Origin of the sequence: Marinomonas sp. S3726 (assembly GCF_000967665.1) — a bacterium.
In the GTDB taxonomy this organism is placed as follows: Bacteria; Pseudomonadota; Gammaproteobacteria; order Pseudomonadales; family Marinomonadaceae; genus Marinomonas.
The window spans coordinates 150634-176507 of record NZ_JXYC01000005.1 but is presented as its reverse complement, the minus strand read 5'-3'; the positions used below and the strand labels follow the sequence as shown (position 1 = coordinate 176507).

Genomic DNA, 25874 nt, shown 5'->3' with positions numbered 1-25874 from the left:
ATTTTATGGCAAGCGCTTTTTTCAATTTATTTAAAATATTTTAATCCTTTTGAATTCAAGCTGATAAGTCACTTATGCAAAATTTCACTTATCTTTCCTGCACATCAAGTTCAAAGCAAGAAAAAGGCCTTAATGCTAACGCATCAAGGCCTTTTTAAAGAAAGAGTGATCAGGCTGATTTAATCAGCCCTATCACCTTATCTCGTTCTTACTAACCAACCCATTTACGAGCGTTTTGGAACAAACGCAACCAAGGTGCTTGTTCATTCCACTCACTTGGGTGCCAGCTATGCTGAACGGTACGATAAACACGCTCTGGGTGAGGCATCATAATGGTCACTCGACCATTCTCAGAAGTCAGACCCGTCACACCCGCAGCCGAACCGTTCGGATTGAAAGGATAGCGTTCTGTTGCTTCCCCTTTGTTATTCACATAACGCAATGCTAACTGAGCCTTTTCAACCAGCTGATCTAGATCTTCAGCTTGCTTGTACTCAGTTTGACCTTCTCCGTGTGCGACAACGATCGGCATAGTTGAGCCTTGCATTCCAGCAAACAGGATGGAGTTAGATTCTTGCACTTTAACCTGTACTAAACGAGCTTCAAATTGAGCTGATTCATTACGTACAAATTTAGGCCAGTGATCAGTACCAGGAATCAATTCACTGAGGTTAGATAACATCTGACAACCGTTACACACACCCAGCGCAAATGTATCTTCACGGTTAAAGAAGGCTTCAAATTCTTGACGTGCTACTGGGTTAAATAGGATAGATTTCGCCCAACCTTCACCAGCACCCAATACGTCACCGTAAGAGAAGCCACCGCAAGCCACTAAACCTTTGAATTCAGATAGTTTAGTGCGACCCGATAAGATGTCACTCATATGCACATCAAAAGGGGCAAAACCGGCTTGATGGAAAGCAGCCGCCATTTCAACCTGACCATTCACACCCTGCTCACGCAAAACTGCAATCTTAGGTCGGTTTGAAAGATCAATACCAGCTAACACATCTTCTTCAAGGTCAAAGGTGAGTGATGCGGATAAACCTGGGTCAGTCGCATCTAATAAATTATCAAACTCTTGAGCAGAGGTATTTGGATTATCTCTTAATGCTTGAATCTCATAACTGGTTTGCGACCAAGTACGCTGCCAATCAATACGCTTACCAGCAACGATTTCTGCACCATTGAAAGAAACTTTGATTTCATCGCTCGCATTTAACTCAGCTACTTCAACAGCAGTAACACCCGCTTTCGCATAAGCCACTTTAACATCAGCAAGATCTGCTGTTGCCACCTGAATAACAGCACCTAGCTCTTCATTGAAGAGTGCAGCAGCCACACCCGCTGTATCTTGTGCTGCATTTTCAACTAACTGAGAGACATCAACATTTAAGCCTTTATGGCTTGCGAAAGACATTTCAGCCAATGTCGCTAATAAACCACCATCTGACCTATCATGGTAAGCCAGTAGCTTGCCTTCTGTATTTAAGGCTTGTGTTGTATCAAAGAAGCCAGCCAATACGGCAGCATCATCAACATCAGGCACCTGCTCACCCAGTTTGTTATAAACCTGAGATAAGATAGAGCCTGCTAAGCGGTTCTGTTTATTACCCAAGTCCAACAATACAAGCTTGCTGTCCGTATCCTGTAGTTCTGGTGTCAATGTTTTACGAGCATCTGCAACAGGAGCGAAAGCTGTAATAACCAAAGATAGAGGAGAAGTAACGGCTTTTTCTTCGCCTTCTTCTTTCCATACCGTCTTCATAGACATGGAATCTTTACCGACTGGGATCGCAATATCCAGAGCAGGACATAACTCCATACCAACCGCTTCTACAGTTTTATAAAGCTTCTCATCTTCACCCGCATGACCTGCAGCGGCCATCCAGTTAGCTGAAAGTTTAATATGATTACGCTTAGTAATTTGTGCTGCTGCTAAGTTAGTTAGTGCTTCACCGACTGCCATACGGCCAGATGCAGGTGCATCCAACAAGGCTAAAGGTGTTCTTTCACCCATAGTCATCGCTTCACCAGTATAACTATCAAGTGATGATGTCGTCACAGCAACATCTGCAACAGGCACCTGCCAAGGACCAACCATCTGGTCACGAGCAACCATACCAGTAATACTTCTATCACCAATAGTGATCAAGAAACTCTTACTTGCCACAGTCGGATGGCTCAATACTCTTTGAGTTGCTTCAGCAAGATCAATTTCAGCACCATCAAAGTCATCACCTTGGATATCTGCTTTAACCGCTTCACGGTGCATTTTTGGTGGCTTACCAAACAAGACTGACATAGGAAGGTCAACTGGCTCATTGGCAAAGATTTTATCAGCCACTTCTAGATGTAGCTCTTCAGTCGCTTCACCAACGACAGCAAATGGGCAACGCTCACGTTCACAAATCTCAGTAAACTCAGCAACACGCTCAGGCGGAACAGCCATAACATAACGTTCTTGAGATTCGTTACACCAGATCTCTAGCGGCGACATACCAGGCTCATCATTTAGCACATTACGTAGTTCGAATTTACCACCACGATCGCCATCTTTAACTAGCTCAGGTAAGGCGTTAGACAAGCCACCTGCACCCACATCATGGATAAAGCTAATCGGATTGTTTTCACCTAGCTGCCAGCAACGGTCAATAACCTCTTGGCAACGACGCTCCATTTCAGGGTTACCCCTTTGTACTGAAGCAAAATCAAGGTCTTCATTACCATCAGCAGAGGCCATAGATGAAGCCGCACCACCACCTAAACCAATTAGCATGGCAGGGCCACCTAATACGATTAGAGAAGCGCCCACATGAATCTCATCTTTTTCGACATGATCACGACGAATATTACCTAAACCACCAGCCAGCATAATCGGCTTATGGTAACCACGTACCTCTTCACCTTGGCTTGAAGTGATTTTTTGCTCGTAAGTACGGAAATAACCTAATAGGTTAGGACGACCAAACTCGTTATTAAATGCCGCGCCACCAATTGGGCCTTCGATCATGATATCAAGCGGAGTCACAATACGGCTTGGCTTACCATATTGGCTTTCCCAAGGTTGTACAAAACCTGGAATTTTCAAATCAGAAACCGTGTAGCCAGATAAACCTGCTTTTGGTTTAGCACCAACACCGGTTGCACCTTCGTCACGAATCTCACCACCAGAACCTGTTGCCGCACCTGAGAAAGGCGCAATCGCAGTTGGGTGGTTATGGGTCTCAACTTTCATCAAGATATCAATAGGCTGTTGGTTAAAACCATATTCTTTCGATGCTGAATCTGGGTAAAAACGACCCGCTTCATGGCCTTCCATTACCGCTGCGTTATCTACGTAAGCAGATAAAGTGCCGTCAGAGTTATGCTCATGGGTATTCTTAATCATTTTGAACAAAGAACGCTCTTGATCTTCACCATCTAATGTCCAAGACGCATTAAAGATCTTATGACGACAATGTTCAGAGTTTGCTTGAGCAAACATCATCAGCTCAATGTCATTTGGATTACGGCCCAATTCAACAAAGGCAGTTACCAAGTAATCAATCTCATCATCGGCAAGCGCTAAACCTAAAGATTGGTTAGCCTCTTCAAGTGCAGCACGACCACCCGCTAAGATATCAACTTGTGATAAAGGTGCAGGAGTTGCTTGTGCAAAAAGTTGCTGAGCTTGCGCTTCACCAGATAAGACACTCTCTGTCATACGGTCATATAGCGCAGGAATAACAAGCGCTAATTCAGCCTCAGTTAAAGGCGCATCACTATGGATAAAATACTCTACGCCACGTTCAACACGAGCGATATCTTGCAAACCACAATTGTGTAGGATATCCGTTGCTTTCGATGACCAAGGAGAAATAGTGCCTAGACGTGGAACCACCAGCACATTTTGTGAAGAAGTGTTCACTGTTTCAGACTTAGCACCATAAGTAAGTGCTTTGCTCAATACGGTTTCCTGCTCAGCAGAAAGTGATTGAGCATCTAGAAGTTCGACGAAATGCAAATATTGCGCATCAATATCAATTACGGCTGGTACTGACTTTTGAACATTGGCCAGTAACTTTGTCTTACGAAACGCGGATAGCGCCGAAGAACCTTGCAAGGTAAGCATGACGTTTATTGCCTCGATTTGTGGTTTGAAGTGATGGGGCGTATTCTAAATCAAGCCAGCAAACCTAAGCTATAAAAGTCGTGTTTTTTTAACAGTTTTATGACGACTTTTTTTGTTCTTGAGCTAATTTTGAGGCGGTTCTGATCTTTTTCTTTTGATCTCGTCGATATTGAAAAAAATCGCTCAGCTTTTGTGAAGCTAAAGGCCCTAAAACACCCGCCTCAACCTTGACTGAATGGTTAAGAAAGTTCTGTTCAAAAAATCGATGCTGGGACTCAACCACACCACTTTTTGGCTCTGTCGCGGCGTAAACGACTCGCTCAATTCTGGCATGCACAATGGCACCTGCACACATAGAACAAGGCTCTAAAGTAACGTAAAGTGTTGCCTTTGGTAAACGATAGTTAGCCACATTTTTACAGGCATTTCGAATGGCTTGAATTTCAGCATGGGCAGTCGGGTCACAGGTTGAAATAGGCGAGTTATAGCCTTCACCAATAATTTCATTATCTAATACTAAGAGAGCGCCAACAGGCACTTCCCCTTCAGTTGCGGCTTTATCAGCCAAAACTAAAGCGCGTTCCATCCAGTATTCGTCACTGAACATTGACTTACCTCACGAAAAACTTGATTGTTTACAGGTATAAACTAACTATAAGTTAGGCTTATACAGAATTTTTTATGGAAGGAGTTCACCCTGTGCAGACCGTTTCTGATCTTATGGTTACCAACTTAGTCACTTTGGCTGAGACCGCCTCCCTTGCTGATGCTAAAAAAATCATGCAAGACAAGAATATTCGAAACTTGCCAATTATTGATGATGAAGGAAAATGCATCGGCATGTTAACCCAACGAGAATATTTAAAACATGCTTTTTACCTTGTGAGCCAATTTGGAACTGGCATGTTGAGTAAAAAAGAAATGCAAACACCCGTCAGTAAAGCAATGAACACTGACATGCTAACGATAGAAAAAGATACTCATCTTGATACTGCGGCAGAGTTTTTTGTTGAAAACAAATATGGCTGCCTACCTGTTGTAGACAAGGGCACCTTGGTCGGTATTTTAACACCTATAGATTTTGTGAAATTAGCACGTAACCTGCTAAGTGAAAAAACAGAAAATTAGAAGATAAAGGCCTAACACTATTTTAGCGTTAGGCCTTTTTATGAAGATTATTCAGCCACTGACGTTGCAACCTCTTTAGCGTATAGAGCCACTTCACTCGCTTGCTGTCCAAAATCGTTTTCAGTAATAAAAAAAGACACGGCTTGGCCTTTTTTCAAGGTTTTATGGCCTTCACTGACTATCGATTTGTAATGTACAAAAACATCGGCCTCATTATCTCTTTGAATAAAACCAACACCTTTGGCGTCATTAAACCACTTTACGGTACCCTTTAGCTTCTCTGTCATTGATCGCCTCTTTTTATTATTCTCAATCAATTCGACCCACCAGCCTTAGCTAGCGAGCTTAGCTGTCACCTCGCGCCTTAAGATACACTTCTGTTTCTCAATAACAAAAGCATAAAAAACACCCCACCTATAATGGCGGCCATGGTGCCAGCTGCAAGTTGATTAGGATAAATTACCATTTGACCCAGCCAATCTGCAAGTTGAAGGAAGCCCGCACCTAAAAGTGCCGATAGCAATATCTGAGTTGAGACTTGTCGCGCACCTAACAAACTTGCTAAATGAGGAGCAACAATACTGACAAACGCAATGGGGCCGAGAATAGAAGTCACTAATGAACATAAACTAACAGACAGAATTAATAACAATATAAAGGCACGTTTTACATTCACACCACGCGCGGCTGCAACCTCACGCCCCATGGACATTAATGTTAGCCATCTGTGTAAACTCAAGCTAATCAGAATAAGCACACTCACCCCTAACATCAAAACCCATGCTTGATCTGGTTTAACCCGATAAGTAGAGCCTGCGAGCCAACGCAAGATGTCATAAACCTCCTCCGTTCCTTTCATCAAAACGCCCTGTACCAGGGTTTCAATAAAAGCGGACAGAGCCACACCGGTTAAAATCATAGGAGCAGGTGCAAAACGAAAACGCGAGCCCAACACAAGCAAAATAAGCAGGATTAAAAAGCTGCCAGAGAAAGCAACTAATGGACCTAATTCGCCAATGCGCCACCCCAAGAAACCGCTCGTTGCCACAAGCGCCAGAACCGCGCCAGCAGACACTCCCAATAAATCAGGGCTTGCCAATGGGTTATGAATTAAACGTTGCATAATCACACCAGAAACAGCCATACCAGCACCAGCGGCAAGGCTTGCGACTATTCTTGGCCAACGAATCGGCCACGCAAACTCATCTGGCCAACGAAAATTTAATCCATTATCCATATGAGTAAGTAAAGCTAGCAATACAATAACAAGCAGCACTAAACCACTCACTAACAATTTAGTAGAGGTGAAAGACGCTTTGCTATAGTGAGTTAAATAGGTGATTTTATCTTGCTGAGAAAGGCGTTTTTGAATTAGCCAAATAAGTAGAGGCGCTCCTAAAAAGGCGGTAGTTAACCCAGTCGGTACCACTTCAAACGTGATCGTATTGAGATATAAGGCAAGACTATCGGCAACAACAAGTAGTATGGCGCCTAATAAGGTCGAAATATACAGCTCTTTACCTGCAGCTCTTGCACCTATTAGCCTAGCAAGATTAGGGGCAACCAAACCGAGGAAACCAACAATCCCAACCATGGTGATCGCTGCTGAAAGCATCCAAAGCCCAACAAGCATAAGCACCAGAAACAGAGCAGCAACATTCAAACCTCGACCAGAAGCAGCACTTTGTCCCATCTTCAAAAGATCTAACGGCTTACCTGCAAAGCCCAGTATTGCTAACCCAAGCAAGCAATGTGGCCATAACCAATGAACCTTCTCCCAGCCATTTTGGCTCAGATCCCCAGCCCCCCAGATAAAGAGGTTCTTGGCATATTGATCATTCATTAGAATCAATGCGATGGCGATAGCACCAAATAACAGGTTAACCGCCATGCCAGATAGCACCACAGATAAGCCTGTCAGGTTTCGCACCCCACAAATCATCAACACCAAAGCTAAAGCGATACAGGCTCCTAGCATAGCGGCAAATACTTGATATTGGCTTTGCCCCTCTGGCCAAACCACAGCAAGTATAATTAAGCCCAGCCAAGCACCACTGGAAGAGCCAAGTGTGGCAGGAGATAACAAGGGGTTGCGGGTCAGCTGTTGAATAACACTGCCAATCAACCCCATGCAAGCACCGACTAATAAAGCCATTACCAACCTAGGCAAACGTGAATAAGCCCAATCTATTTGTTCATAACTTTGATCTAGTTCTTGGTTAATCAGAATCTGCCCTTGCTGCCATAAGGAAAGGTCACTATCAATTTGCAAAGATAAAACACAGATAAAAGGCAAACTTACGCACAAAAGCAAAAAACGCATCATTGCTGTTTAGCAACCTCTAACAAGGAGTCTGTCATTGCTTGAGCTAAGTATTGTAAAGACATAGCGCCACCATAAGTCCAAGTAGAGGCAACCGATGCTACATTCCCTTGTTTTACAAAAGGCATACTGCGCCAAAGTGGCGACTTAGCGAGCTTTTTCTCGAAATGGAATGGTTTAAAGTAAAGGACAACACCCTCTTTAATACCTCTAAGAGATTTAAGGCGCTTTTGAGTTACTCCCCATTGTGTACTTGCTAAAGGCATAGCCGTTTGCAAGCCTAAATGCTCAAGGGCATATTGTGGCATGGCATTATCACCATATACATAAGCAGAAGTAGTACTGGCAAAACGTAAGCTAGTAACTTTAGGCAAACCTGCTGGAAAAGCGGCATTAAGCTGACCTCTTAGCTGCTCAAACACCTGCTGCCTAGCGGCCAATTTTGCTTGGGCATGGGCCTCTTTATCCAAGAGTTTTGCCAAGGTTAAGAAGACTTGATCCGCTTTTTCCTGATTATTATGATCGCGCTGATAAGTATCAAAGAAGACAACAGGTGCGATTCTCTCTAACTTAGCTTGAATATCCTTAAGTGCTGCCCCAATCAGGATAACATCAGGCTTAAGTTGGGCTAGCTTTTCAAGATTAGGCTCTGCTCGCCCACCTATATCGACACTTGATGCGGGTAATACAGGCTGCGCCACCCATTCTTGGTAAGCTTCTCGCTCTGGAATCGCCACAGGCTCAAGGCCTAACTCAATCACATCTTCAACCAGCTCCCAACTCAGTGCAGCAATACGCACAGGTGTTTGAGAAAAGACCTGTTCGCCCTGACTATCTTGGATTCTAACCTCCGCCAATACTGAAACCGAAAACACTAGAGCAAGGCAACTAAGGCTTACCTTGAACCAGCTAGACACTAAATTAATCATTAACATATAAGAGCCACTTTACTATCGTTTGAAGGGTGATCAATCAAAGACATAGGTACGCCGTACATGGCCTCTAGACGCTCTGATTGCATAAATTGGGCGGGGGTGCCCTGAAAGAAACATTGCCCTTGTCGCATGGCTAATATGTGATCCGCAAAACGAGATGCCAAGTTGATATCATGTAAAACAATAATCATGCCTTGGCCTGTTTCACGATTTAATTGCTGCAACAATCGCATTAATTCATATTGATGAGAGATATCCAGCGCAGACGTGGGTTCATCCAATAAAAGGACGGGAGATTGCTGAGTAAGCAACATAGCAACCCAAGCACGCTGACGCTCACCACCGGATAAGTCATCAATAAACTGATCGGCATAATGGGCGATTCCCACCAGCTCAATCGCCTTGTCGACTATATCGCTATCCTGTTTCGTGAAGCGACCAAATGCCCCATGCCACGGATAACGCCCCATGCAAATTAACTCTCTTACACTTAGACCTGCTGCACTGGGTAGCCCCTGAGGCAAATAGCCTATTTTTTGTGCCAGTTGTCGTTGCGATAAGGACTGTATATTTTGTTTATTGAGTAGCACCTCACCCTGATCCGGTACTAATTGATTCGCTAAACTTTGAATCAAAGTCGTTTTACCGGACCCATTGTGCCCCAACACGACACACACTTGGTCACTGGGTAAACTCAGATGAGGAATTGAGAGAATGGTGCGCGATGCCCGTTCAACTTTAATATTGTTTAATTCGAACATGAGCTCTTCTTTTTTGATTTATGACGAGGACAAGCAATACATAAATCGCCATCCTCTCTTTGATAGTGCAAACAGCAGGTATGTCGAATAAAGCGCACTTCATCTTGTTCATACTTAAGTCCACGCATCGACACTAAGGGTAGATTGAGTATTTTCGCCCATAAAGGCAGATCATCAATAAGCTGCTGAGGGGAGAGCAAAGAAAAGTGTGTTGCCTGCACAAGAGACTCAATGAACTGATCCGCAAGCAACGCCTGATACATCACAGATTTACCACCAAATAAATCCATGAATACTTCTGTTGATGGTGAAAAGATTTGATTCAACTGATACCCAGCTAGGTAAATGAGTTGATCACGATTACCTGCTTGCCAAGTATCATCTTCTAATTCGTATCCTGCGACATAATCCTGTGTTCGAGTTTGCTTCATCCGACCTAGGCTTGTGGGTACATAATTAAGCTGATACACACAAATCAAAGCAAGATAGATAGGTTGCCAGTTAATAAGCCCCCAACTTCTGATGCGCCAATATGAAGATCCGGCTTCAGGGTAATTGCGAGCCAGATAAGTATGTAATTCAACTAAGTTTTGCTCAGATAAAGTTAAAGCCAATGCCTTATCAGCATTAGCTTCTCCTTGTACCTGAGTGTTTACTCTTGTTTCTTTACCAGCCAATGCGGGGATACATTGACTGGCACTGAGAAACAAGCGCTCCACTAATCTAGCCATGCAAACCTCTCAGAGATTGCACTGCAAATAGCAAACACCTAGAACTCATAACGCCCACTTAGCTCAAACGCTCTTTCATCACCAAACCAACAATTACTTGCGTCATAACAGCTATAGTAGGTTTCATTAAGTGCATTTGAGACAGAAAGACGCACACTAGCACCCGCTAAAGAAGCCGAGGTATTTTCTAAGTCATAGGCCATAGATAGATCGACTAAAGTAGCACTAGGTACTGTATTTGAGTTGGCTGCATCGAGTTGCATTTTACCGATATAACGCACACCAGCCCCCACTTGCGCACCTTGCATCGTACCCTCGGTGAGTTGATAGTTTAACCAAGTAGACACTTGCTGCTCAGGCACCCAAATTGGTGTATTACCTTGAATACCACTGTTATCTTTAGTCACTTCTACATCTTGTACAGTCACTGCAACACGTACATCCATTTGTTCAGACAAGGCTTTATGTAGATCTAACTCAACGCCGCGAGAACGAACCTCTCCCACTTGGATTTTGTCATAAGCCGTACCCGCTGGATCTCGCGTTAATACATTTTCCTTTAAAATTTGGTAAGTCGTTAGACTTGCTTGAGTACCATTACCTTCATACTTAACCCCTAGCTCTAACTGATTAGCGGTTGAGGTGTCATAAGCTTTACCATTTTTGTCACTGCCTGAAACTGGCTCAAAGCTTTGCGCATAACTAACGAAAGGCGAAAAGCCATTTTCCATTTCATAAAGGGCACCCACTCGGCCTGTTAGCTGCGCTTGATCAACTTTGGTATTAGTATTCGAACCATATTTAACACCCTGCTCTTGCGAGTGGTAATCATCATAACGGGCACCAGCAATCACAACCCATTGGTCTATACGCATCTGATCTTGCAGATAAACACCTGTTTGCTCTTTTTCAATATCAAAGTCACTGGTATAACCAGAGGCTGCAAAGTTCAAACTGCCAGCAGAAATCTGATAGTGATTTGGGTTATATAAATCAATACTGGGTGCGACGGCATCTTCATACTTGATGTCTGATTCCAATTTAAAGTAATCAACACCAACCAACACATTATGCTCAACCTCTCCTATATCAAAGGCGCCAGAGAATTGGTTATCTAAGGTAATGCCCTTGCTATCTTCATCCGTTAAATAAGCACGACGATTCAACGTTCTCTCATCAGAATCTAGACTCGTTGAATAGGTATTTTCTTGATAGGCCGATGCATCCATTAAACGCACATTCTGCAAGAAGCTCCAAGTATCGTTAAACCTATGATCAAGCTTATAACCGAGTAATAGCACTTCTTTTTCAAAAGTTTCCCAATTTGCATCACCGGCATAAGCATCCGAACCTAGTGGACCATTAATATTGCTATAGACAGTTCCTTTAGAAGGTAATGAACTATAAACACCCATACTTGGGTCTTTTTGATAGTACATATTAAAGTTTATAAGTGTGTCTTCACTAACCCTCAAATCTAAGGATGGAGCAATGACGATGCGCTCTTCTTCTGAGGTGACAGCTTGCCCATCTTTGCTTCTCACTAGCCCAACAAGGCTGTAATTAAGAGAGTCACTTAAGGCCCCACGACTTTCAAATTCGACTTCTTTTTTATTGTCACTTCCCACAGACACTTCAACACTATGGGCACTTTCTGCTTGTGGGGCTTTACCAATGACATTAACCATACCGCCAGGTGGCATAGCGCCATATAAAGTCGATGTTGGTCCTTTAAACACTTCCACTTGATCAATTGCAATGGCATCAATTTGTGGCTGCAAGTTCCAATCATTGAACAATAACTGCAAGCCATCGTAATAATTTTGGTAGTTAGTAAAACCCCGTATATTGAAAAGATCCAAGCGGGTTACTGCACCACCACGAAGTTCAGTATTAATCCCTGACACATAGCGCACAGCTTCTGCCACACTTTCAGTACCGCGCACATCCAGCTCTTCTTCCGTGATATGTGAAATTGCCTGTGGCGTTTCTGCGAATTCCAGTTGAGTCTTGGTTGCTGTATTTCGATAGGCCTGCCCTTTAATCACTAAAGGATCCATGACATAAATATCGGAATCACCTGTCTGCACATCATTTGCAGATAACTGAGTGGATGCTAAGGCCACAGAGAAAGCGATTAATGTGGGGGTAAAACGCGCAGAGGTTTTCATTAAAGCTCCAAAGAATAAAAGAAAATATTGATAATGATTCTCATTTTATTAATTTGAGTTTTTTGAAACTTAACTTTTTGGTGCATCTTTAATCACTATAGAAATATTATCTTGGTGCAATAGGCAGCCAAAATTCCATATAGCTTGAAGGAGAGTAAGGATCATATTGAGGTGAGTACATTTCTAACTCATAACCTGTGATGCCATTGTAGTTAGATTCCGGTAACCAATGACGGATAAACCAAGAAACCGCTGACTCCAAAGAGCTCACCTTTCCTTGCACAGGGATAACAGCATATTCCTGTGCTGGAACCTGTATAGAGGCATGGTTATCTAGGTTGAGACCTTGATAACCAGCCCAGTATTGTAACTGCCCTGGGTTTTGAGCATGACCATGGGTATTAATCACACCAATTGGGTTAGTACTAGATGCATCACACTCAGAAGGTAGCTCAAGTGATCGCCAAAGCTTAGGGACTCGCTCTAGAAAATTGGGTGTCGCTGAAAAAGGACCATTAATCCAATCGAACACACCAGATAAGGCAAACGCCTCTTTGCTTTCAATGCGAATTTGCATAAAGCTTTTAGCATCTTGGGGCAGAGTATAAGCATGTTCACGATATTGAAGCGGTGTACGCAAACCTTGGCGCTTACCACGGTTACGATATTCTCTTGGAGAGCAGGTGAACATTTGTTTGAAGGCTCGACTAAAGCTTATTTCAGAGTCAAAACCACACTCTAAAGCAATATCCAGGTGCCTTTGATTTGTAGAGAGCAGGTTTTCTGCTGCCTGACTCAACCTAAGCTCACGTACATATTGTGCAACAGTGAGGCCGGTTTCTTCACCAAAAATCCGCTGTAGCTGCCAGCGAGACCAACAGCTTTTTTCTGCTAGGCTCACCACACTCAAGGATTCATCAAGATGGCAATGGATATAATCCAAAACCGCTTCAATACGGGTCAATCTGCTATGCACTGTTGGAGCTGTAGAATATGTCATGATACTAAATGATAAACTTTAATTGAGAACGATTATCATTTATTTGCATGAAGTTGTCAAAACTGAAGCTTATTACACAAAAAAGCCCCTTACTCCGTCTTAAAGAGTAAGGGGCTTTCAATCAACTCAGACGAAAAACTCACCTCTTATAGAGATTCGATACTCGCCTTTTGTTCATTTAGCTTAGCAACTGTCAGTGTCAAATCAGCCAATTTGGCTTGCTCTTTTTCAACTACTGCAGCAGGTGCTTTCGCAACAAAGCTTTCATTGCCAAGTTTACCTTGGATGCGTTGAAGGTCTTTGCTGGCTTTATCAATTTCTTTTTGCAAACGAGCAAGTTCAGCGTCTTTGTCGATCAAACCAGCCATAGGCACAAGCACTTCCATATCACCAACAAGCGCTGTTGCAGACATAGGCACTTCATCGCCTTCATTCAGCCAAGTAACGCTTTCTAGCTTGGCTAGCTTCTGCAAGAAATTCATATTGCTTTGTAAGCGTGATTTATCTTGCTCACTACCATTACGCATAAGTACGTTCAGGGCTTTCGATGGCGCTATGTCCATTTCGCCGCGAATGTTACGAATACCAACGATAACGTTTTTGATCCACTCAACATCTGCTTCTGCAGATTCGTCTTGCTTAGCCGTTTCCGCTTGTGGGTAAGCTGCCATCATCACGGTATCACCTTCAACGCCCGCCATAGGTGCAATCTTCTGCCAAATTTCTTCGGTCAAGAAAGGCATCATAGGATGTGCTAATCGCAGGAATGACTCAAGCACTCGAACCAAGGTACGACGTGTACCTAGAAGCTGTGCTGGTGTTGCATTTTCATCCCAAAGTACAGGTTTAGAAAGTTCTAGGTACCAATCACAGTATTCATGCCACATGAACTCATAAAGCGCCTGTGAAGCAAGGTCATATCTATGGGTATCAAAAGCTTGGTTAACAGCAGCTTCAGCTTTTTGTAAACGAGAAATGATCCATTTATCCGCTAAAGACAGTTCTGCATCACCACCATTCTGACCACAATCGTGTTCTTCCGTATTCATCAGAACATAACGTGTTGCGTTCCAAATCTTATTACAGAAATTACGGTAGCCTTCCAAACGGTTCAGGTCGAACTTGATGTCACGACCACCAGACGCAAGCGAGCACAAGGTAAAGCGCAACGCATCTGTACCATAAGCTTGAATGCCATCTGGATAAGTTTCACGAGTGGCTTTCTCAACCTTAGCGGCTAGTCGTGGCTGCATCATACCTGAAGTACGTTTGCTCACTAGGCTTTCAAGATCAATACCGCCAATCAAATCCAATGGGTCAATAACATTACCCTTGGACTTAGACATCTTATCACCGCGTTCATCGCGAATAAGACCCGTAATATAAACCGTTTTAAAAGGTACCTTGTTAGTAAACTTCAAGGTCATCATTATCATTCTGGCAACCCAGAAGAAAATAATATCGAAGCCGGTTACCAAAACATCAGATTCACTGAAAGCTTTAAAGTCTTCCGTTTCTTCAGGCCAACCTTGGGTAGCAAACGTCCAAAGCGCAGAAGAGAACCAAGTATCTAGTACATCGTTATCACGATTCAAAGTTACATCAGCCGCTAAACCATATTTAGCACGTACTTCGTCTTCTGTGTTAGCAACATATACCTTGCCTTCTGCATCATACCAAGCAGGAATTTGGTGACCCCACCAAAGCTGACGAGAAATACACCAATCTTGTAGATCACGCATCCAAGAGAAATAAGTGTTTTCCCATTGCTTAGGAACAAATTGAATGTCGCCGTTTTCAACTGCTTCAATCGCAGGTTTAGCTAGTGTCTCAACCGCAACATACCATTGGTTAGTTAAATAAGGTTCGATTACCGCATTACCACGTTCACCACGAGGTACTTTTAGTTTGTGATCATCGACTTTCTCTAACAGCCCAAGCGCATCAAAATCTGCAACAATTACCTTACGAGCTTCGAATCTATCTAAACCACGATATTTCTCAGGTGCAATATCATTAATCGCTGCATCATCAGTAAAGATATTAGTTAAAGGTAGGTCGTGACGCTTACCCACTTCATTATCGTTAAAGTCATGGGCAGGGGTAATTTTCACACAACCTGTACCAAAGTCTTTATCGACATAAGAGTCAGCAATGATAGGGATACGACGATCAACCAATGGCAACATAATTTCTTTGCCAACTAGATCAATGTAACGCTCATCTTCAGGGTCAACAGCAACCGCTTCATCACCTAGCATGGTTTCAGGACGTGTTGTCGCAACGACTATATAGTCTTTACCATCAGCGGTTTTAGCACCGTCGGCCAGAGGATAACGGAAATACCACATGAAGCCATTTTCTTCTTCAGAAATAACTTCAAGATCAGAGATTGCAGTGTGCAATACTGGGTCCCAGTTCACCAAACGCTGACCACGGTAAATAATGCCTTCATCAAACAAACGTACAAATACTTCTTGTACCGCAGCAGACATACCTGGGTCCATGGTGAAACGTTCTTTATCCCACGCAACAGAGTCACCCATGACACGCATTTGATCAGAAATAGTACCGCCAGACTGAGCTTTCCAATCCCATACTTTTTCAAGGAATTTTTCACGTCCTAGGTCATGACGTGTAATGTTATCTGCAGCTAGCTGTCTCTCCACAACCATTTGCGTTGCAATACCCGCATGGTCAGTACCTGGCTGCCACAAGGCACGCTTACCTAGCATTCTTTCACGACGAATCATGGCATCCATTAAGGTATGCTGGAAGGCATGGCCCATGTGTAAGGTACCCGTCACATTCGGTGGCGGAATCATAATAGAGAAAGGGTCACCCTCGCCCTGAGGTGTGAAATAGCCATTTTCTTCCCAACGTTGGTAAATTGGCTGTTCAATGCTTTGCGGTTGGTAGGTCTTTTCCATTGTGATGTCTTAAACTTTTTTAAATTGCGTGAATTTGATATGAAACTTAATTGCCGACTAGTATAACGCGACAGACGTTGATAAAGAATATCCACGACGAATCGATGTTCATTGTTACTAATAAATTAACTAATTTATTCTGGCTTATTGTTTCTTAGGAGTCTTTGTAAGCTCTAATTCGTTAACCACTTCTTCAATCAAGCTTGGCAGTAATTTCGCAAAAGCCTTTTCAATGGCTTGCTGCAACCTTGCAGGATCTATTTCTAGTGATTCATCAGAGGGAGATTGAGGCTCTATGACACTCTCTGCTGCAGTCGAAGACGCTGCAATGAGTTCCTCCTTCTCTTGGGGATCGTCTAGCTCGGTATCTGCACCTTGCGCTAGAACTTGGGACAGGTGCCCTTCTTGGCTAACTTTTGGCGCTAATCCTTCACCAACCACATCCATCAAGATAGGAATATCGTCTTGATTCCTAAGTGCTGATATGAGAACACTCTCATCCGGCTCAGGAATAAACTCTTCTTCTCTTGTGTGGTTAGACATAAAAGCACCCAAAAACGCTAACAGAAAATACATGTCAAAAATAACCAAGCCGCTTTTAACTCACACTTGATTTAATTATCAACATCGAGCTAACACTTTCTCATTGGAGCAAGTAAATGTCTAGGTCAAGAAAATGAAAATACGATATTTGTTAAAAATAACAAAGATTCAGTTTCCATAAGTGCCTAAAAAGCAAAAAGGCCGCAATCAATGCGACCTTTTATAATAAGCTTGCCACTAATCCATATTAGATTAGCAATAGCAGTGACTAGTTTGCCTTAGACAACAAGTACTGAGTTAGCAAAGCAACTGGACGTCCACTCGCGCCTTTTTTAGCGCCACCTGTCCATGCTGTTCCTGCAATGTCCAAATGCGCCCAAGGATACGACTTAGTGAAACGAGACAAGAAACATGCTGCAGTAACAGAACCCGCTTCTTTACCGCCTATGTTAGCAATATCAGCAAAATTACTATCTAGCTGCTGCTGATACTCATCATCAAGTGGCATTGGCCATACTTTATCTGCTGACACCTTACTCGCACCACGAAGATCATCATGTAATGCTTCATTGTTGGTATACATAGCAGAGTTAACGCCACCCAAAGCAACCACGCAAGCGCCAGTTAGTGTCGCTACATCAACAACGGATTTAGGCTCAAAACGCTCAATGTAAGTCAGCGCATCACATAAAACCAAACGCCCTTCAGCATCCGTGTTAAGAATCTCAACCGTCTGACCAGACATAGTCTTAACAATATCGCCTGGTTTTGAGGCATTACCATTAGGCATATTCTCTGCTGCTGCAATTACCGCTGTAAAATTCAGCTTAGGCTTAAGTTCACAGATCGCCTTCATAGTACCGAATACACTTGCTGCGCCACACATGTCGTATTTCATTTCATCCATGCCAGGTCCTGGCTTTAACGAAATACCACCTGTATCAAAGGTAATACCTTTACCCAGCATGACATAAGGTGCTTCACCTTCATCACCGCCTTTATAAGACATGACAATTAAATAACTTGGTTGATCACTACCGCGACCAACAGACAACAGGCAATCCATACCCAACTCAGACATACGACTTTCGTCAACTAGCTCAACGTCGATACCATAATCTTCACCTAGCGTTTGCGCTTTAGAGGCAAGATAGCTTGGCGTACAAACATTACCCGGCAGATCTCCTAGGCGACGTGCAACAGCAGAACCTGCAGCCGTTGCAACACCTACATCAAGTGCGCCTTGATCTGAACCTTCAAACAAGATGCTTTCAATTGTTAGAGCCTGATCATCTTGCTTAAAGCCTGTAAATTGATAAAAGCCTTCATGTAGCCATTGTGACGTTAGGCTAAGCACTTGTGCTTGTGTATGTTCTGCAACTGCTAACTCAGCCCCCGCAAAAGCAATGCTTGCATATGGTAAGCTTTTAACTTTTGCCGCAATGGCCGCCATTACTTTACGTGCGCTAGCGTCCGATAGGGTGTCGTCTTTACCAATACCCACAAGCAAAACCGCTTGTGCATAGTCTTGACTAGCAACGGGTAGCAAAAGGGTTTCAGCTAACTTACCAGAAAACACTTTTGACTCGCGTAGTTGCGAAATAAGTCCAGCTGTATTTTCATCGACCCAACTGGTTGATTGGGGTAACGCTGCTTCAGTTGGTACTAGGGTAACGACCAAATCAGCTTGGACCGCAGATAGGCGATCGAATAACGCTGTATTCATGAGTGTTTCCTTTAAAATTTATTATAAAAAAACTGGATAAAGCCCTTATTACCAAGGGATAATGGGTACAAAGCTTCAACAATCAACCCCAAGCACTATACAAAATACTTAAGAGGTACGTTTGAAATTATTCAGATACTTGGCGAAAGAAGTGTTGGTGTCAACCATGGCCGTCAGTTTTATTCTTTTATTAATTATAGCCAGTGGTCGTTTCGTCAGCTATTTAGGCCGTGCAGCTGAAGGAAAAATGTCATTTGAATTTCTTTTCATCATTCTTGGGTTCCATATTCCGAGCTTTTTACAAATTATCATCCCTCTATCCTTTTTCTTATCTTTGCTCCTCGCGTACGGCAGACTTTATATAGAAAACGAGATGTCTATTTTATTTGCCTGCGGCATTAGCAAAGTAAAACTCATGCTTTACACCTTAGGCATTGCCTTAATTGCAACCTTATTAAATGGTTTTATTAGCCTTTGGCTTGCCCCGACCAGTGAGTATCAATCGAAGCTTGCTGAGCAAGAGCAGAATCAACTGACTGTTTTTGACTTTATCCAACCCGGCCGTTTTCAAGGAAAAGGTTTTAATACAACCTATGTGGCCGAATTGACTCAAGAAGAAGGTTGGATGAAGGATGTATTTATTTCTAATACCGCCGTGGTAGACGGTAAAAGAGTCCCCACCCAAACCTTAGCTACCCATGCAGAACAGCTTAAATTAGAAGATGGCAGCACTTACCTTGTCTTTAAAAATGGCAGTCGTTTTGAAGGGACCCCAGGGGAGAAAGACTACAAAATCACCTTATTTGATACCTATGCAGTTTTAATGGACGAAAGCGATACGTTTGCCATCAATAATCCAAACACCAAACCCTCTCATGAGATTTGGGCAAGTGATGATCTTAAGGACCAAGCTGAATGGCAATGGCGTATCAGCCTTATTATTATGATTCCAATTTTAGCCATCATTGGCACGTCATTAAGCCAAGTAAACCCAAGACAAGGCCGCTTCTTTAAAATGCTGCCTGCAATCCTACTCATGATACTTTATCTGGGCATGATGATTTGGGGCCGAACAGCCCTAGAAAAAGGCAGGATTCCGAGCGAAATTGGCCTTTGGTGGATTCATGGCATCTTTGGTTTTATCGCCGCTTTTTTATTTTTAAACTTTAACGAGGTTAAACTCTTCCAAAAAAAGCCGGTTACAAGTTCTAAATCAAACCTCTCAGGCACAGGTAAACAATCAGCATGAAGCAACTTGACTCTTATATAGGCAAAGGCGTTGTCTGGTCGTTTTTTGCTGTCGCATTTGTTTTACTAGGTTTAGATTACGCTTTAACTTTTATCGAACAAGTTAAGAAAATCAATGAGTTCTATACTATTTCAAACTTGTTAGAAGTACTTGTTTTAAGGCTTCCTGGTAAGTTTTCCGAATACATTCCTATCGCATCCTTAATTGGCACACTCGTTGGCCTTGGCGCACTGGCCACCACCTCTGAACTTACTGTTATTCGAGCTGCCGGCATTCCTATTTGGCGTATTGGTTGGTCTGCGATTAAACCTATTTTAATCATCTCTTTGGTTGGCGTAGGGATTTCAGAATTTATTGCGCCAGATGCAGACCAAAAGGCAGACCTTATTGAGAAGTTGAGAAAGCAACGCTCCTCAGAAAACATTATCGCCGGCGGGGTTTGGCTAAGATCTGATAATAGCTACATTTATATTGGTGCTGCAGATAAAGAAGGCACGCTTTATGATATGCAGATTTTCACATCTAAAGAGCAAATGCTAACCAATACACAGTTCGCTAAAACTGTTCATCATGCAGACCAAGACAATTGGATTCTGAATTCTGTTAAAAGCACGACCTTCTTTGAAGATAAGGTGGAGTCCGTTGAGCTTGAGCAAAAAGACTGGCAAATGGCATTCAAGCCAGAACACTTATACCTAGCCACACAAGAGCCGGAAGCACTCTCTTTAAGCCAGTCGCTATCCTATCAGGATTACCTTACAAATCAGGATTTAAACACCTCACGCTACCAGCTAGAGTTTTGGACTAAGGCCCTTAGACCTTTTGCTTCGATAGCCTTAGTTATTATTGCGCTATCGAGTGTTTTCGGCCCATTACGTTCCTCCACTATGGGCAGCCGCATTTTCTCAGGTGTCATCATAGGTATCGTATTCCAGAATGGTCTTAACCTCTTTGGTCGTATGAGCTTAGCTGCGGATTTTCCGCCTCTGCTCGGTGTACTCATCCCTATCGCTATCTGCCTTATCATAGGAACAATTCAGCTCAAACGAGCCAAATAACAAGCACAAAAAAGGGCTACATAAATTAATGTAGCCCTTTCTAAAATTCGACACCCTGCTGGCTAAACCTTATATAAAAGACTCGCCATTAGGATTTCTGCTGTTTTTTATGATCAATAAAGACAAGTCGACTCTGGCTTAATTTATCGTGCCAAGTCAGGCCTTCTTTATCAAACAGTGACCACAAAAAACCCAAGCCAAATACAGCCCAAGATAAAATAGCGAACACCATACGAGCACTGGCTTGCTTAACCGTTAAAGGGCCGCCTCTTTCATTGACGACTTTTACCTTCCAAACTTGCATCCCCAAGGTTTGTCCTGGGGCACACCAGAATTTCACAAAAAACGCCCAACTAATAAAGAGTAGCACCCAGAAAAAGAGAGTACCGTCCACTGCCTCACCATCGTTTAGCATGACAGCAGCAAGGGTTGCTACAAAATACAGTGCCAATAAAATAATACTATCGTAAACAGCTGCTGCCAGACGACGCCACAAAACCACTTGCACCTGATTCATTAACTCATTTTTCCTAATTTAAATTAGCTCAAGTTGAGAGAGGGGCAATAATGCCCGCTCCCCATCACAGCATTCAAGCTATTTTCTTCTATTCACTCAAATTTAACCCTGATTATGACCCAAGAGACATGAAGCGCTTAATTCTAGTCAAAGCCTCTTTCAGTCGATCTAAGTCACAGGTATAGGCAAAACGTACGTATTTATGAGCTTCTTCAACACCAAAGTCAGCACCCGGCGTCAGAGCAACACCTTCTGCTTCTAATAAAGCAAGACACCAACCCATCGCATTATCTGTAATTGAAGATACATCCACATAAATATAAAAAGCCCCTTGTGCAGGCACAGCTGGCGTCAATCCCATGTCACTTAAGCCTGCTAGCAAGAGTTGTCGCCTTAAATCTAGCTCACCTCGACGCCTTTCAAACTCTTGCATAGATGTATCAGAAAAAGCATCTAATGCGGCATATTGAGAAACAGAAGGCGCTGAAATAAAAAAGTTCTGTGCCAATTTAGTTGCGCCTTCAATCGCCCACTCAGGTACGACAACCCAACCCAAGCGCCAGCCTGTCATGGCAAAGTATTTTGAAAAGCTATTAATGACAAAAATATCATCAGATAAGGAAAGTGCAGTAAAGTCTTCTCCTTGATATACCAAACCTTGGTAAATCTCATCCACCATTAGATGACCACCTAATTGATTGACTTCATCAAGCGCCGCTTGTAAATACTCTTTAGAAAGGACTGCACCCGTAGGATTAGCAGGTGACGCTAGCCAAAGACCCGCACTTTGGTCATTCCAATGACTTTTAATATCTTCAATGGGAATTTCAAAATTTTGCTTAGGCTGGGTTGCTATCAAGTTTGCCTTCGCCCCGACCTGAATCAAAAAATGTCGATTACAAGGATAACAAGGGTCAGGCATAAGCACGTTCTTACCCGCATCAACCATTAAACTTGCTAGTAGTTGTAAGGCTCCTGATGCACCTGGGGTAACAATAATGCGGTTAGGATCAAGCTCAACTTGATATTTATTCAGGTAATGCTGAGCAATTTTTTGTTTTAATTGAGGTAAACCTGTCGCCGAGGTATAACCCGTTAAGCCTTGCTCAATCGCATCTACACCGGCCTTCTTTACCGCCTCAGACGCCACAAAATCAGGCTCTCCCACCTCTAAATGAATTACATCAACACCTTGGGCTTGAATTTCTTTTGCACGTCCCAATATAGCCATGACTTGAAAGGGAGAAATTTGTTCAACACGGTTCGCCAATTGACTCATCTATACTCTCTTAACATAATTAATAAACTTAACTGGTTGCTTTATTGCATTCACTTACTAAAAAAGCCATTAAATAAGTGGTTTCATGACAAATAATTTGGTAAGTTTCCGGCCGCAATAAACACCACCCAAAAAATATATGTACAGGTTACCACACGGATTACCTGCGAAGTGAGGCGCTGCATATGCCAGATATGAGTTCTGAGTCGTTAATGAAAGACTTCACCCCTTACGAAGCGAAGGAAGGTGAAGAGTACATGAACGAGCAACAGTTAGACCATTTTAGAAATATTTTGCTTAACTGGAAGCAAAATCTAATGGAAGAAGTGGATCGTACTGTTAGCCATCTAAAAGAAGAAGCGGTTAACTACGCTGACCCTAATGATAGAGCCAGCCAAGAAGAAGAGTTTAGTCTTGAGCTACGTACTCGCGATCGCGAACGTAAGCTAGTGAAAAAAATCAATCAGACTATCGAGCTAATTGATGAAGATGACTACGGTTTCTGTAATCACTGTGGCATCGAAATAGGCATACGACGCCTAGAAGCAAGACCAACAGCGACCCTTTGCATCGACTGCAAAACGTTAGCTGAGATCAAAGAAAAACAGACTGGTAGCTAATTTCTTCTAGCTACTAGCTCTATATTTGATTATGCACTCTTCGTATGTAGGCCGGTTTGCACCTTCACCATCCGGCCCACTGCATCTTGGCTCACTTGTTAGTGCGTTAGCCAGTTACCTTGACGCCAAGCACAATGGCGGCAAATGGCTTTTACGTATCGAAGATGTCGACAGCCAACGCTGCAAACCCATTCACAGTCAAGACATCATAGATACCCTTTCTAGCTACCATATGAGTAGTGATGAAACCGTCATATATCAAAGCCAGCAAACGGACATTTATCAAAAGCACCTTTCTCAGCTGATCAAGAGCAATAAGGCCTTTCCCTGCCAATGCACTCGGCAAGCTTTAAAACAAACCCAAGGTAAACACACTCAAGTTTGTGATTCGAACACAGAACAAGCACACTCCTGGCGCTTTCTATCAAGTTCAGATGACATATCCTTTTTTGATCGCCTAATGGGTCAGCAAATTCAAAACCCTCTTGCGCAAATTGGTCATAGCATTATCAGACGCAAAGACCTTGATTACGCCTATTTGCTCGCCGCTGTCATTGATGACCATATTCAAGGGGTTAATCAGATAGTGAGAGGAACAGACCTACTGGAAACAACGGCTGCCCAGATAGATTTATTACAAACCTTTGGTTGGCCTCTTCCTGAGTATTGCCATATCCCTTTAGTTAAAAACGAACATTCATTAAAGCTCAGCAAACAAAACCATGCTCCAGCCATTAAAAAAGCAGATATCGATACATTTAAGTTAGCACTTAAACATCTGAATCAACCGATCCCTTACACAAATAACCTAACTGACGCCATGCATTTCGCGATTAAACATTGGTCACTAAGACAGGTTTATCAAGTCCAGACACAAACATAAATAGGGTGCTAGCCCACATAAACCCTGTGTGTATAATGGTGACATCAGTAGTTAATGGTGATACCCAATGAAACACATCCTGTTCATTCATGATAATACGCCCTATTTCAACGACATAGCCAGTTGGTTACAGCAGATTGATTTTCTCATTTCTGAAGCTAGCTCGATTGAACAAGCCAAAAATTATTATCAGGTATCTAGCTTTGATGCGGCCTTTATCATTCAAGACTGTTTGGGCCCTGAGTACGAACAAGAAGCCAATGGCCTTACTCCTTGCCCAATCATAGTACTTGATGACAAACCTAGTTTGAACAAAGCGGTAAGCCTCATGGCAGCAGGTATAAAATATTACCTCCCTTTACCGACTGACCCTGAAACCTTATTAGAAAAAACACTCACAACCATTAATAAGCAAGTGCAAGCAAATCACTTAGCGATTAGCACCTCTACTAACACCAAAACTAAAAAGCACACAGGCAAGCCCCAGACAGCTCCGTTTAGACGCCTTATCGGTAATAGCCCACCTATGAAGCAGCTATTTAAAGATCTAGAGAAGATAGCCTGTACAGATGTAACTGTATTAGTGCGTGGAGAGTCAGGCACAGGTAAAGAACTGGTAGCACAAGCGATTCATGACCTAAGTGAGCGTAGCAGTGAAGATATGATCAGCGTTAACTGTGCCGCTATCCCAGAGAGTTTGATAGAGTCAGAACTCTTTGGTCATGAAAAGGGCGCATTTACTGGTGCAGCCTCAACACGTGACGGCCTCATTGCCGCCGCTGACAATGGCACACTCTTCCTTGATGAAATAGGCGAACTACCTATAGAAGCTCAAGCTAGGCTTTTACGTGTGCTTCAAGAAGGTGAAATTAGACGAGTCGGTGCGACCCAATCTTCTAAAGTCGATATCAGGCTAGTCACCGCGACCCACAGGGATCTAAGGCAGATGGTTGCTGATGGCCTTTTCAGGGAAGATTTATATTATCGTTTATATGTCATGGAAGTTCTCCTTCCTCCTTTAAGGGACAGAGGACGCGATATCAGCTTAATTTGCCAATCACTCATCACTAAAGTGTGCCAAAGACATAATAAAACCGAATTTGCTTACACAAAAGAGTTTGATCAAGCCATCATTGCTCACAATTGGCCTGGTAATGTTAGGGAATTAGAAAACGCCATTGAAAGGGCGGTTATTCTAAGTGACGACTTTCTCGACCCAGACGCTCTAAAGCTTTATAAAAGTCAGGCAAACCCATTACTACCTAACAACCAAACACCCACAGAAAAAATAGTAAACACCAACCCTGAAACTCAGTTTTCACTGCAAGGAACCAGCCTTGACGACTACTTAAAAAGTTTTGTAAGCCACAATCAAGGCAAAATGACAGAAACTCAACTAGCATTAAGTTTGGGTATTTCTAGAAAAAGTTTATGGGAAAGAAGACAAAAACTTGGAATACAACGAAAAGTAACACCTTAAGTAACAATTGATACTTAAAGGAACACGAAAAAATCTTTAAAAAATCACTTTTTTGCCCTTTAAAAATAAAAAACGTTACTTTTCAACAAGATACAAAAATTGGCACAACAAATGCCTTATAGTGATCACAACGATAATAAGATTGACCCATAATAATAAGTTAATCATCGAGTGTAGGTTCCTAAAATAAAAATAAAATCTTGGAACACTCTGACCTCTCAAAATAAAAATAAAATCTGAGGTCAGGGAAAGAAAAATTGCTTTGGATAATTGATTTTTTTTGATATGCAAGCCTTCGGGCAATGAAAACATTGCAAAAATAAAAATAAAACTTGAGTAGAACTGCAGCAGCAGCACCAACTTTGTTTTCGGAATTAATATCTTCATGTATCCAAAGCAATTATTTTGTTTTAACAAATCCCC

At 42.6% G+C, this 25874-nt stretch carries 20 protein-coding genes; 6 read left to right on the top strand and 14 right to left on the bottom strand.

The window, feature by feature from the left end; genetic code table 11:
* Positions 1–211: 211 nt before the first annotated feature.
* Both purL and tadA read right to left on the bottom strand, forming a co-directional pair.
* Positions 212–4117: a phosphoribosylformylglycinamidine synthase gene (gene purL, locus TW85_RS05405; RefSeq protein ID WP_046016061.1), complete on the bottom strand. Its 3906-nt coding sequence runs from the start codon at positions 4115–4117 to the stop codon at positions 212–214.
* 97 nt (positions 4118–4214) lie between these two features.
* Positions 4215–4724, bottom strand: coding sequence for a tRNA adenosine(34) deaminase TadA (gene tadA, locus TW85_RS05400; RefSeq protein ID WP_046016060.1), 510 nt, complete (start codon positions 4722–4724; stop codon positions 4215–4217).
* Positions 4725–4816: 92 nt separating this feature from the next.
* Between tadA and TW85_RS05395 the strand changes: the two genes are divergently transcribed.
* Positions 4817–5245, top strand: coding sequence for a CBS domain-containing protein (locus TW85_RS05395; protein WP_052701892.1), 429 nt, complete (start codon positions 4817–4819; stop codon positions 5243–5245).
* A 47-nt stretch (positions 5246–5292) separates the two neighbouring features.
* Here TW85_RS05395 and TW85_RS05390 read toward each other — a convergent pair whose 3' ends face one another.
* The 10 genes from TW85_RS05390 to TW85_RS05345 all read right to left on the bottom strand — a co-directional run bounded on the left by TW85_RS05390 (position 5293) and on the right by TW85_RS05345 (position 18365).
* Entirely contained in the window at positions 5293–5532 is a 240-nt protein-coding gene (locus TW85_RS05390) for a cold shock domain-containing protein (RefSeq protein WP_046016058.1), read from the bottom strand.
* Between the two features lie 77 nt (positions 5533–5609).
* Positions 5610–7571 carry a Fe(3+)-hydroxamate ABC transporter permease FhuB gene (gene fhuB, locus TW85_RS05385; RefSeq protein ID WP_084616126.1) on the bottom strand — a complete coding sequence of 654 codons (1962 nt, stop codon included), beginning with the start codon at positions 7569–7571 and terminating at the stop codon, positions 5610–5612.
* Positions 7568–8503: an iron-siderophore ABC transporter substrate-binding protein gene (locus tag TW85_RS05380; RefSeq protein ID WP_046016057.1), complete on the bottom strand. Its 936-nt coding sequence runs from the start codon at positions 8501–8503 to the stop codon at positions 7568–7570. The genes fhuB and TW85_RS05380 overlap by 4 nt, the downstream gene beginning before the upstream one ends.
* Positions 8497–9264 carry an ABC transporter ATP-binding protein gene (locus TW85_RS05375; RefSeq protein ID WP_046016056.1) on the bottom strand — a complete coding sequence of 256 codons (768 nt, stop codon included), beginning with the start codon at positions 9262–9264 and terminating at the stop codon, positions 8497–8499. Before TW85_RS05375 ends, TW85_RS05380 begins: the two co-directional genes overlap by 7 nt.
* Entirely contained in the window at positions 9252–9995 is a 744-nt protein-coding gene (locus TW85_RS05370) for a siderophore ferric iron reductase (RefSeq protein ID WP_046016055.1), read from the bottom strand. The genes TW85_RS05375 and TW85_RS05370 overlap by 13 nt, the downstream gene beginning before the upstream one ends.
* Positions 9996–10033: 38 nt before the next feature.
* Positions 10034–12166: a TonB-dependent siderophore receptor gene (locus TW85_RS05365; protein WP_046016054.1), complete on the bottom strand. Its 2133-nt coding sequence runs from the start codon at positions 12164–12166 to the stop codon at positions 10034–10036.
* A gap of 106 nt (positions 12167–12272) precedes the next feature.
* Entirely contained in the window at positions 12273–13166 is an 894-nt protein-coding gene (locus tag TW85_RS05360) for an AraC family transcriptional regulator (protein WP_046016053.1), read from the bottom strand.
* Between the two features lie 146 nt (positions 13167–13312).
* Positions 13313–16096: a valine--tRNA ligase gene (locus TW85_RS05355; protein WP_046016052.1), complete on the bottom strand. Its 2784-nt coding sequence runs from the start codon at positions 16094–16096 to the stop codon at positions 13313–13315.
* A gap of 144 nt (positions 16097–16240) precedes the next feature.
* The gene (locus tag TW85_RS05350; RefSeq protein WP_157196892.1) at positions 16241–16639 is read right to left on the bottom strand and encodes a hypothetical protein; all 399 of its coding nucleotides are present in this window, start codon (positions 16637–16639) and stop codon (positions 16241–16243) included.
* A gap of 268 nt (positions 16640–16907) precedes the next feature.
* Positions 16908–18365, bottom strand: coding sequence for a leucyl aminopeptidase (locus tag TW85_RS05345; protein WP_046016050.1), 1458 nt, complete (start codon positions 18363–18365; stop codon positions 16908–16910).
* Between the two features lie 121 nt (positions 18366–18486).
* On the opposite strand from TW85_RS05345, the gene lptF reads away from it, so the two are divergent.
* Together lptF and lptG are read left to right on the top strand one after the other, a co-directional pair.
* Positions 18487–19614: an LPS export ABC transporter permease LptF gene (lptF, locus tag TW85_RS05340; protein WP_046016049.1), complete on the top strand. Its 1128-nt coding sequence runs from the start codon at positions 18487–18489 to the stop codon at positions 19612–19614.
* Positions 19611–20672, top strand: coding sequence for an LPS export ABC transporter permease LptG (gene lptG, locus TW85_RS05335; RefSeq protein ID WP_046016048.1), 1062 nt, complete (start codon positions 19611–19613; stop codon positions 20670–20672). The genes lptF and lptG overlap by 4 nt, the downstream gene beginning before the upstream one ends.
* A gap of 88 nt (positions 20673–20760) precedes the next feature.
* Here the strand turns inward: lptG and TW85_RS05330 are convergent, their stop codons facing one another.
* Together TW85_RS05330 and TW85_RS05325 are read right to left on the bottom strand one after the other, a co-directional pair.
* Complete coding sequence (locus tag TW85_RS05330; RefSeq protein ID WP_046016047.1) at positions 20761–21189, bottom strand: RDD family protein; 429 nt, start codon at positions 21187–21189, stop codon at positions 20761–20763.
* Positions 21190–21301: 112 nt separating this feature from the next.
* Positions 21302–22468 (bottom strand): aminotransferase class I/II-fold pyridoxal phosphate-dependent enzyme, encoded by a 1167-nt coding sequence (locus tag TW85_RS05325; protein ID WP_046016046.1) that lies wholly within the window; start codon positions 22466–22468, stop codon positions 21302–21304.
* Positions 22469–22647: 179 nt separating this feature from the next.
* Here TW85_RS05325 and dksA point away from each other — a divergent pair, with 179 nt between their 5' ends.
* The 3 genes from dksA (at position 22648) to TW85_RS05310 (ending at position 25451) form a co-directional block, all read left to right on the top strand.
* Complete coding sequence (gene dksA / locus TW85_RS05320; protein WP_046016045.1) at positions 22648–23088, top strand: RNA polymerase-binding protein DksA; 441 nt, start codon at positions 22648–22650, stop codon at positions 23086–23088.
* A 31-nt stretch (positions 23089–23119) separates the two neighbouring features.
* Positions 23120–23971, top strand: coding sequence for a tRNA glutamyl-Q(34) synthetase GluQRS (gluQRS, locus tag TW85_RS05315; protein ID WP_046016044.1), 852 nt, complete (start codon positions 23120–23122; stop codon positions 23969–23971).
* A gap of 67 nt (positions 23972–24038) precedes the next feature.
* On the top strand, positions 24039–25451 hold the full coding sequence (locus tag TW85_RS05310) for a sigma-54 dependent transcriptional regulator (RefSeq protein WP_046016043.1): 1413 nt from the start codon (positions 24039–24041) through the stop codon (positions 25449–25451).
* The last annotated feature ends 423 nt before the right edge of the window (positions 25452–25874 follow it).

What these genes read in the sequence shown, in the direction of transcription:
- purL (WP_046016061.1), bottom strand. Translation starts at nt 4,117, where the DNA reads ATGCTTACCTTGCAAGGTTCTTCGGCGCTATCCGCGTTTCGTAAGACA.
- tadA (WP_046016060.1), bottom strand. Translation starts at nt 4,724, where the DNA reads ATGTTCAGTGACGAATACTGGATGGAACGCGCTTTAGTTTTGGCTGAT.
- TW85_RS05390 (WP_046016058.1), bottom strand. Translation starts at nt 5,532, where the DNA reads ATGACAGAGAAGCTAAAGGGTACCGTAAAGTGGTTTAATGACGCCAAA.
- fhuB (WP_084616126.1), bottom strand. Translation starts at nt 7,571, where the DNA reads ATGATGCGTTTTTTGCTTTTGTGCGTAAGTTTGCCTTTTATCTGTGTT.
- TW85_RS05380 (WP_046016057.1), bottom strand. Translation starts at nt 8,503, where the DNA reads ATGTTAATGATTAATTTAGTGTCTAGCTGGTTCAAGGTAAGCCTTAGT.
- TW85_RS05375 (WP_046016056.1), bottom strand. Translation starts at nt 9,264, where the DNA reads ATGTTCGAATTAAACAATATTAAAGTTGAACGGGCATCGCGCACCATT.
- TW85_RS05370 (WP_046016055.1), bottom strand. Translation starts at nt 9,995, where the DNA reads ATGGCTAGATTAGTGGAGCGCTTGTTTCTCAGTGCCAGTCAATGTATC.
- TW85_RS05365 (WP_046016054.1), bottom strand. Translation starts at nt 12,166, where the DNA reads ATGAAAACCTCTGCGCGTTTTACCCCCACATTAATCGCTTTCTCTGTG.
- TW85_RS05360 (WP_046016053.1), bottom strand. Translation starts at nt 13,166, where the DNA reads ATGACATATTCTACAGCTCCAACAGTGCATAGCAGATTGACCCGTATT.
- TW85_RS05355 (WP_046016052.1), bottom strand. Translation starts at nt 16,096, where the DNA reads ATGGAAAAGACCTACCAACCGCAAAGCATTGAACAGCCAATTTACCAA.
- TW85_RS05350 (WP_157196892.1), bottom strand. Translation starts at nt 16,639, where the DNA reads ATGTCTAACCACACAAGAGAAGAAGAGTTTATTCCTGAGCCGGATGAG.
- TW85_RS05345 (WP_046016050.1), bottom strand. Translation starts at nt 18,365, where the DNA reads ATGAATACAGCGTTATTCGATCGCCTATCTGCGGTCCAAGCTGATTTG.
- lptG (WP_046016048.1), top strand. Translation starts at nt 19,611, where the DNA reads ATGAAGCAACTTGACTCTTATATAGGCAAAGGCGTTGTCTGGTCGTTT.
- TW85_RS05330 (WP_046016047.1), bottom strand. Translation starts at nt 21,189, where the DNA reads ATGAATCAGGTGCAAGTGGTTTTGTGGCGTCGTCTGGCAGCAGCTGTT.
- TW85_RS05325 (WP_046016046.1), bottom strand. Translation starts at nt 22,468, where the DNA reads ATGAGTCAATTGGCGAACCGTGTTGAACAAATTTCTCCCTTTCAAGTC.
- gluQRS (WP_046016044.1), top strand. Translation starts at nt 23,120, where the DNA reads ATGCACTCTTCGTATGTAGGCCGGTTTGCACCTTCACCATCCGGCCCA.
- TW85_RS05310 (WP_046016043.1), top strand. Translation starts at nt 24,039, where the DNA reads ATGAAACACATCCTGTTCATTCATGATAATACGCCCTATTTCAACGAC.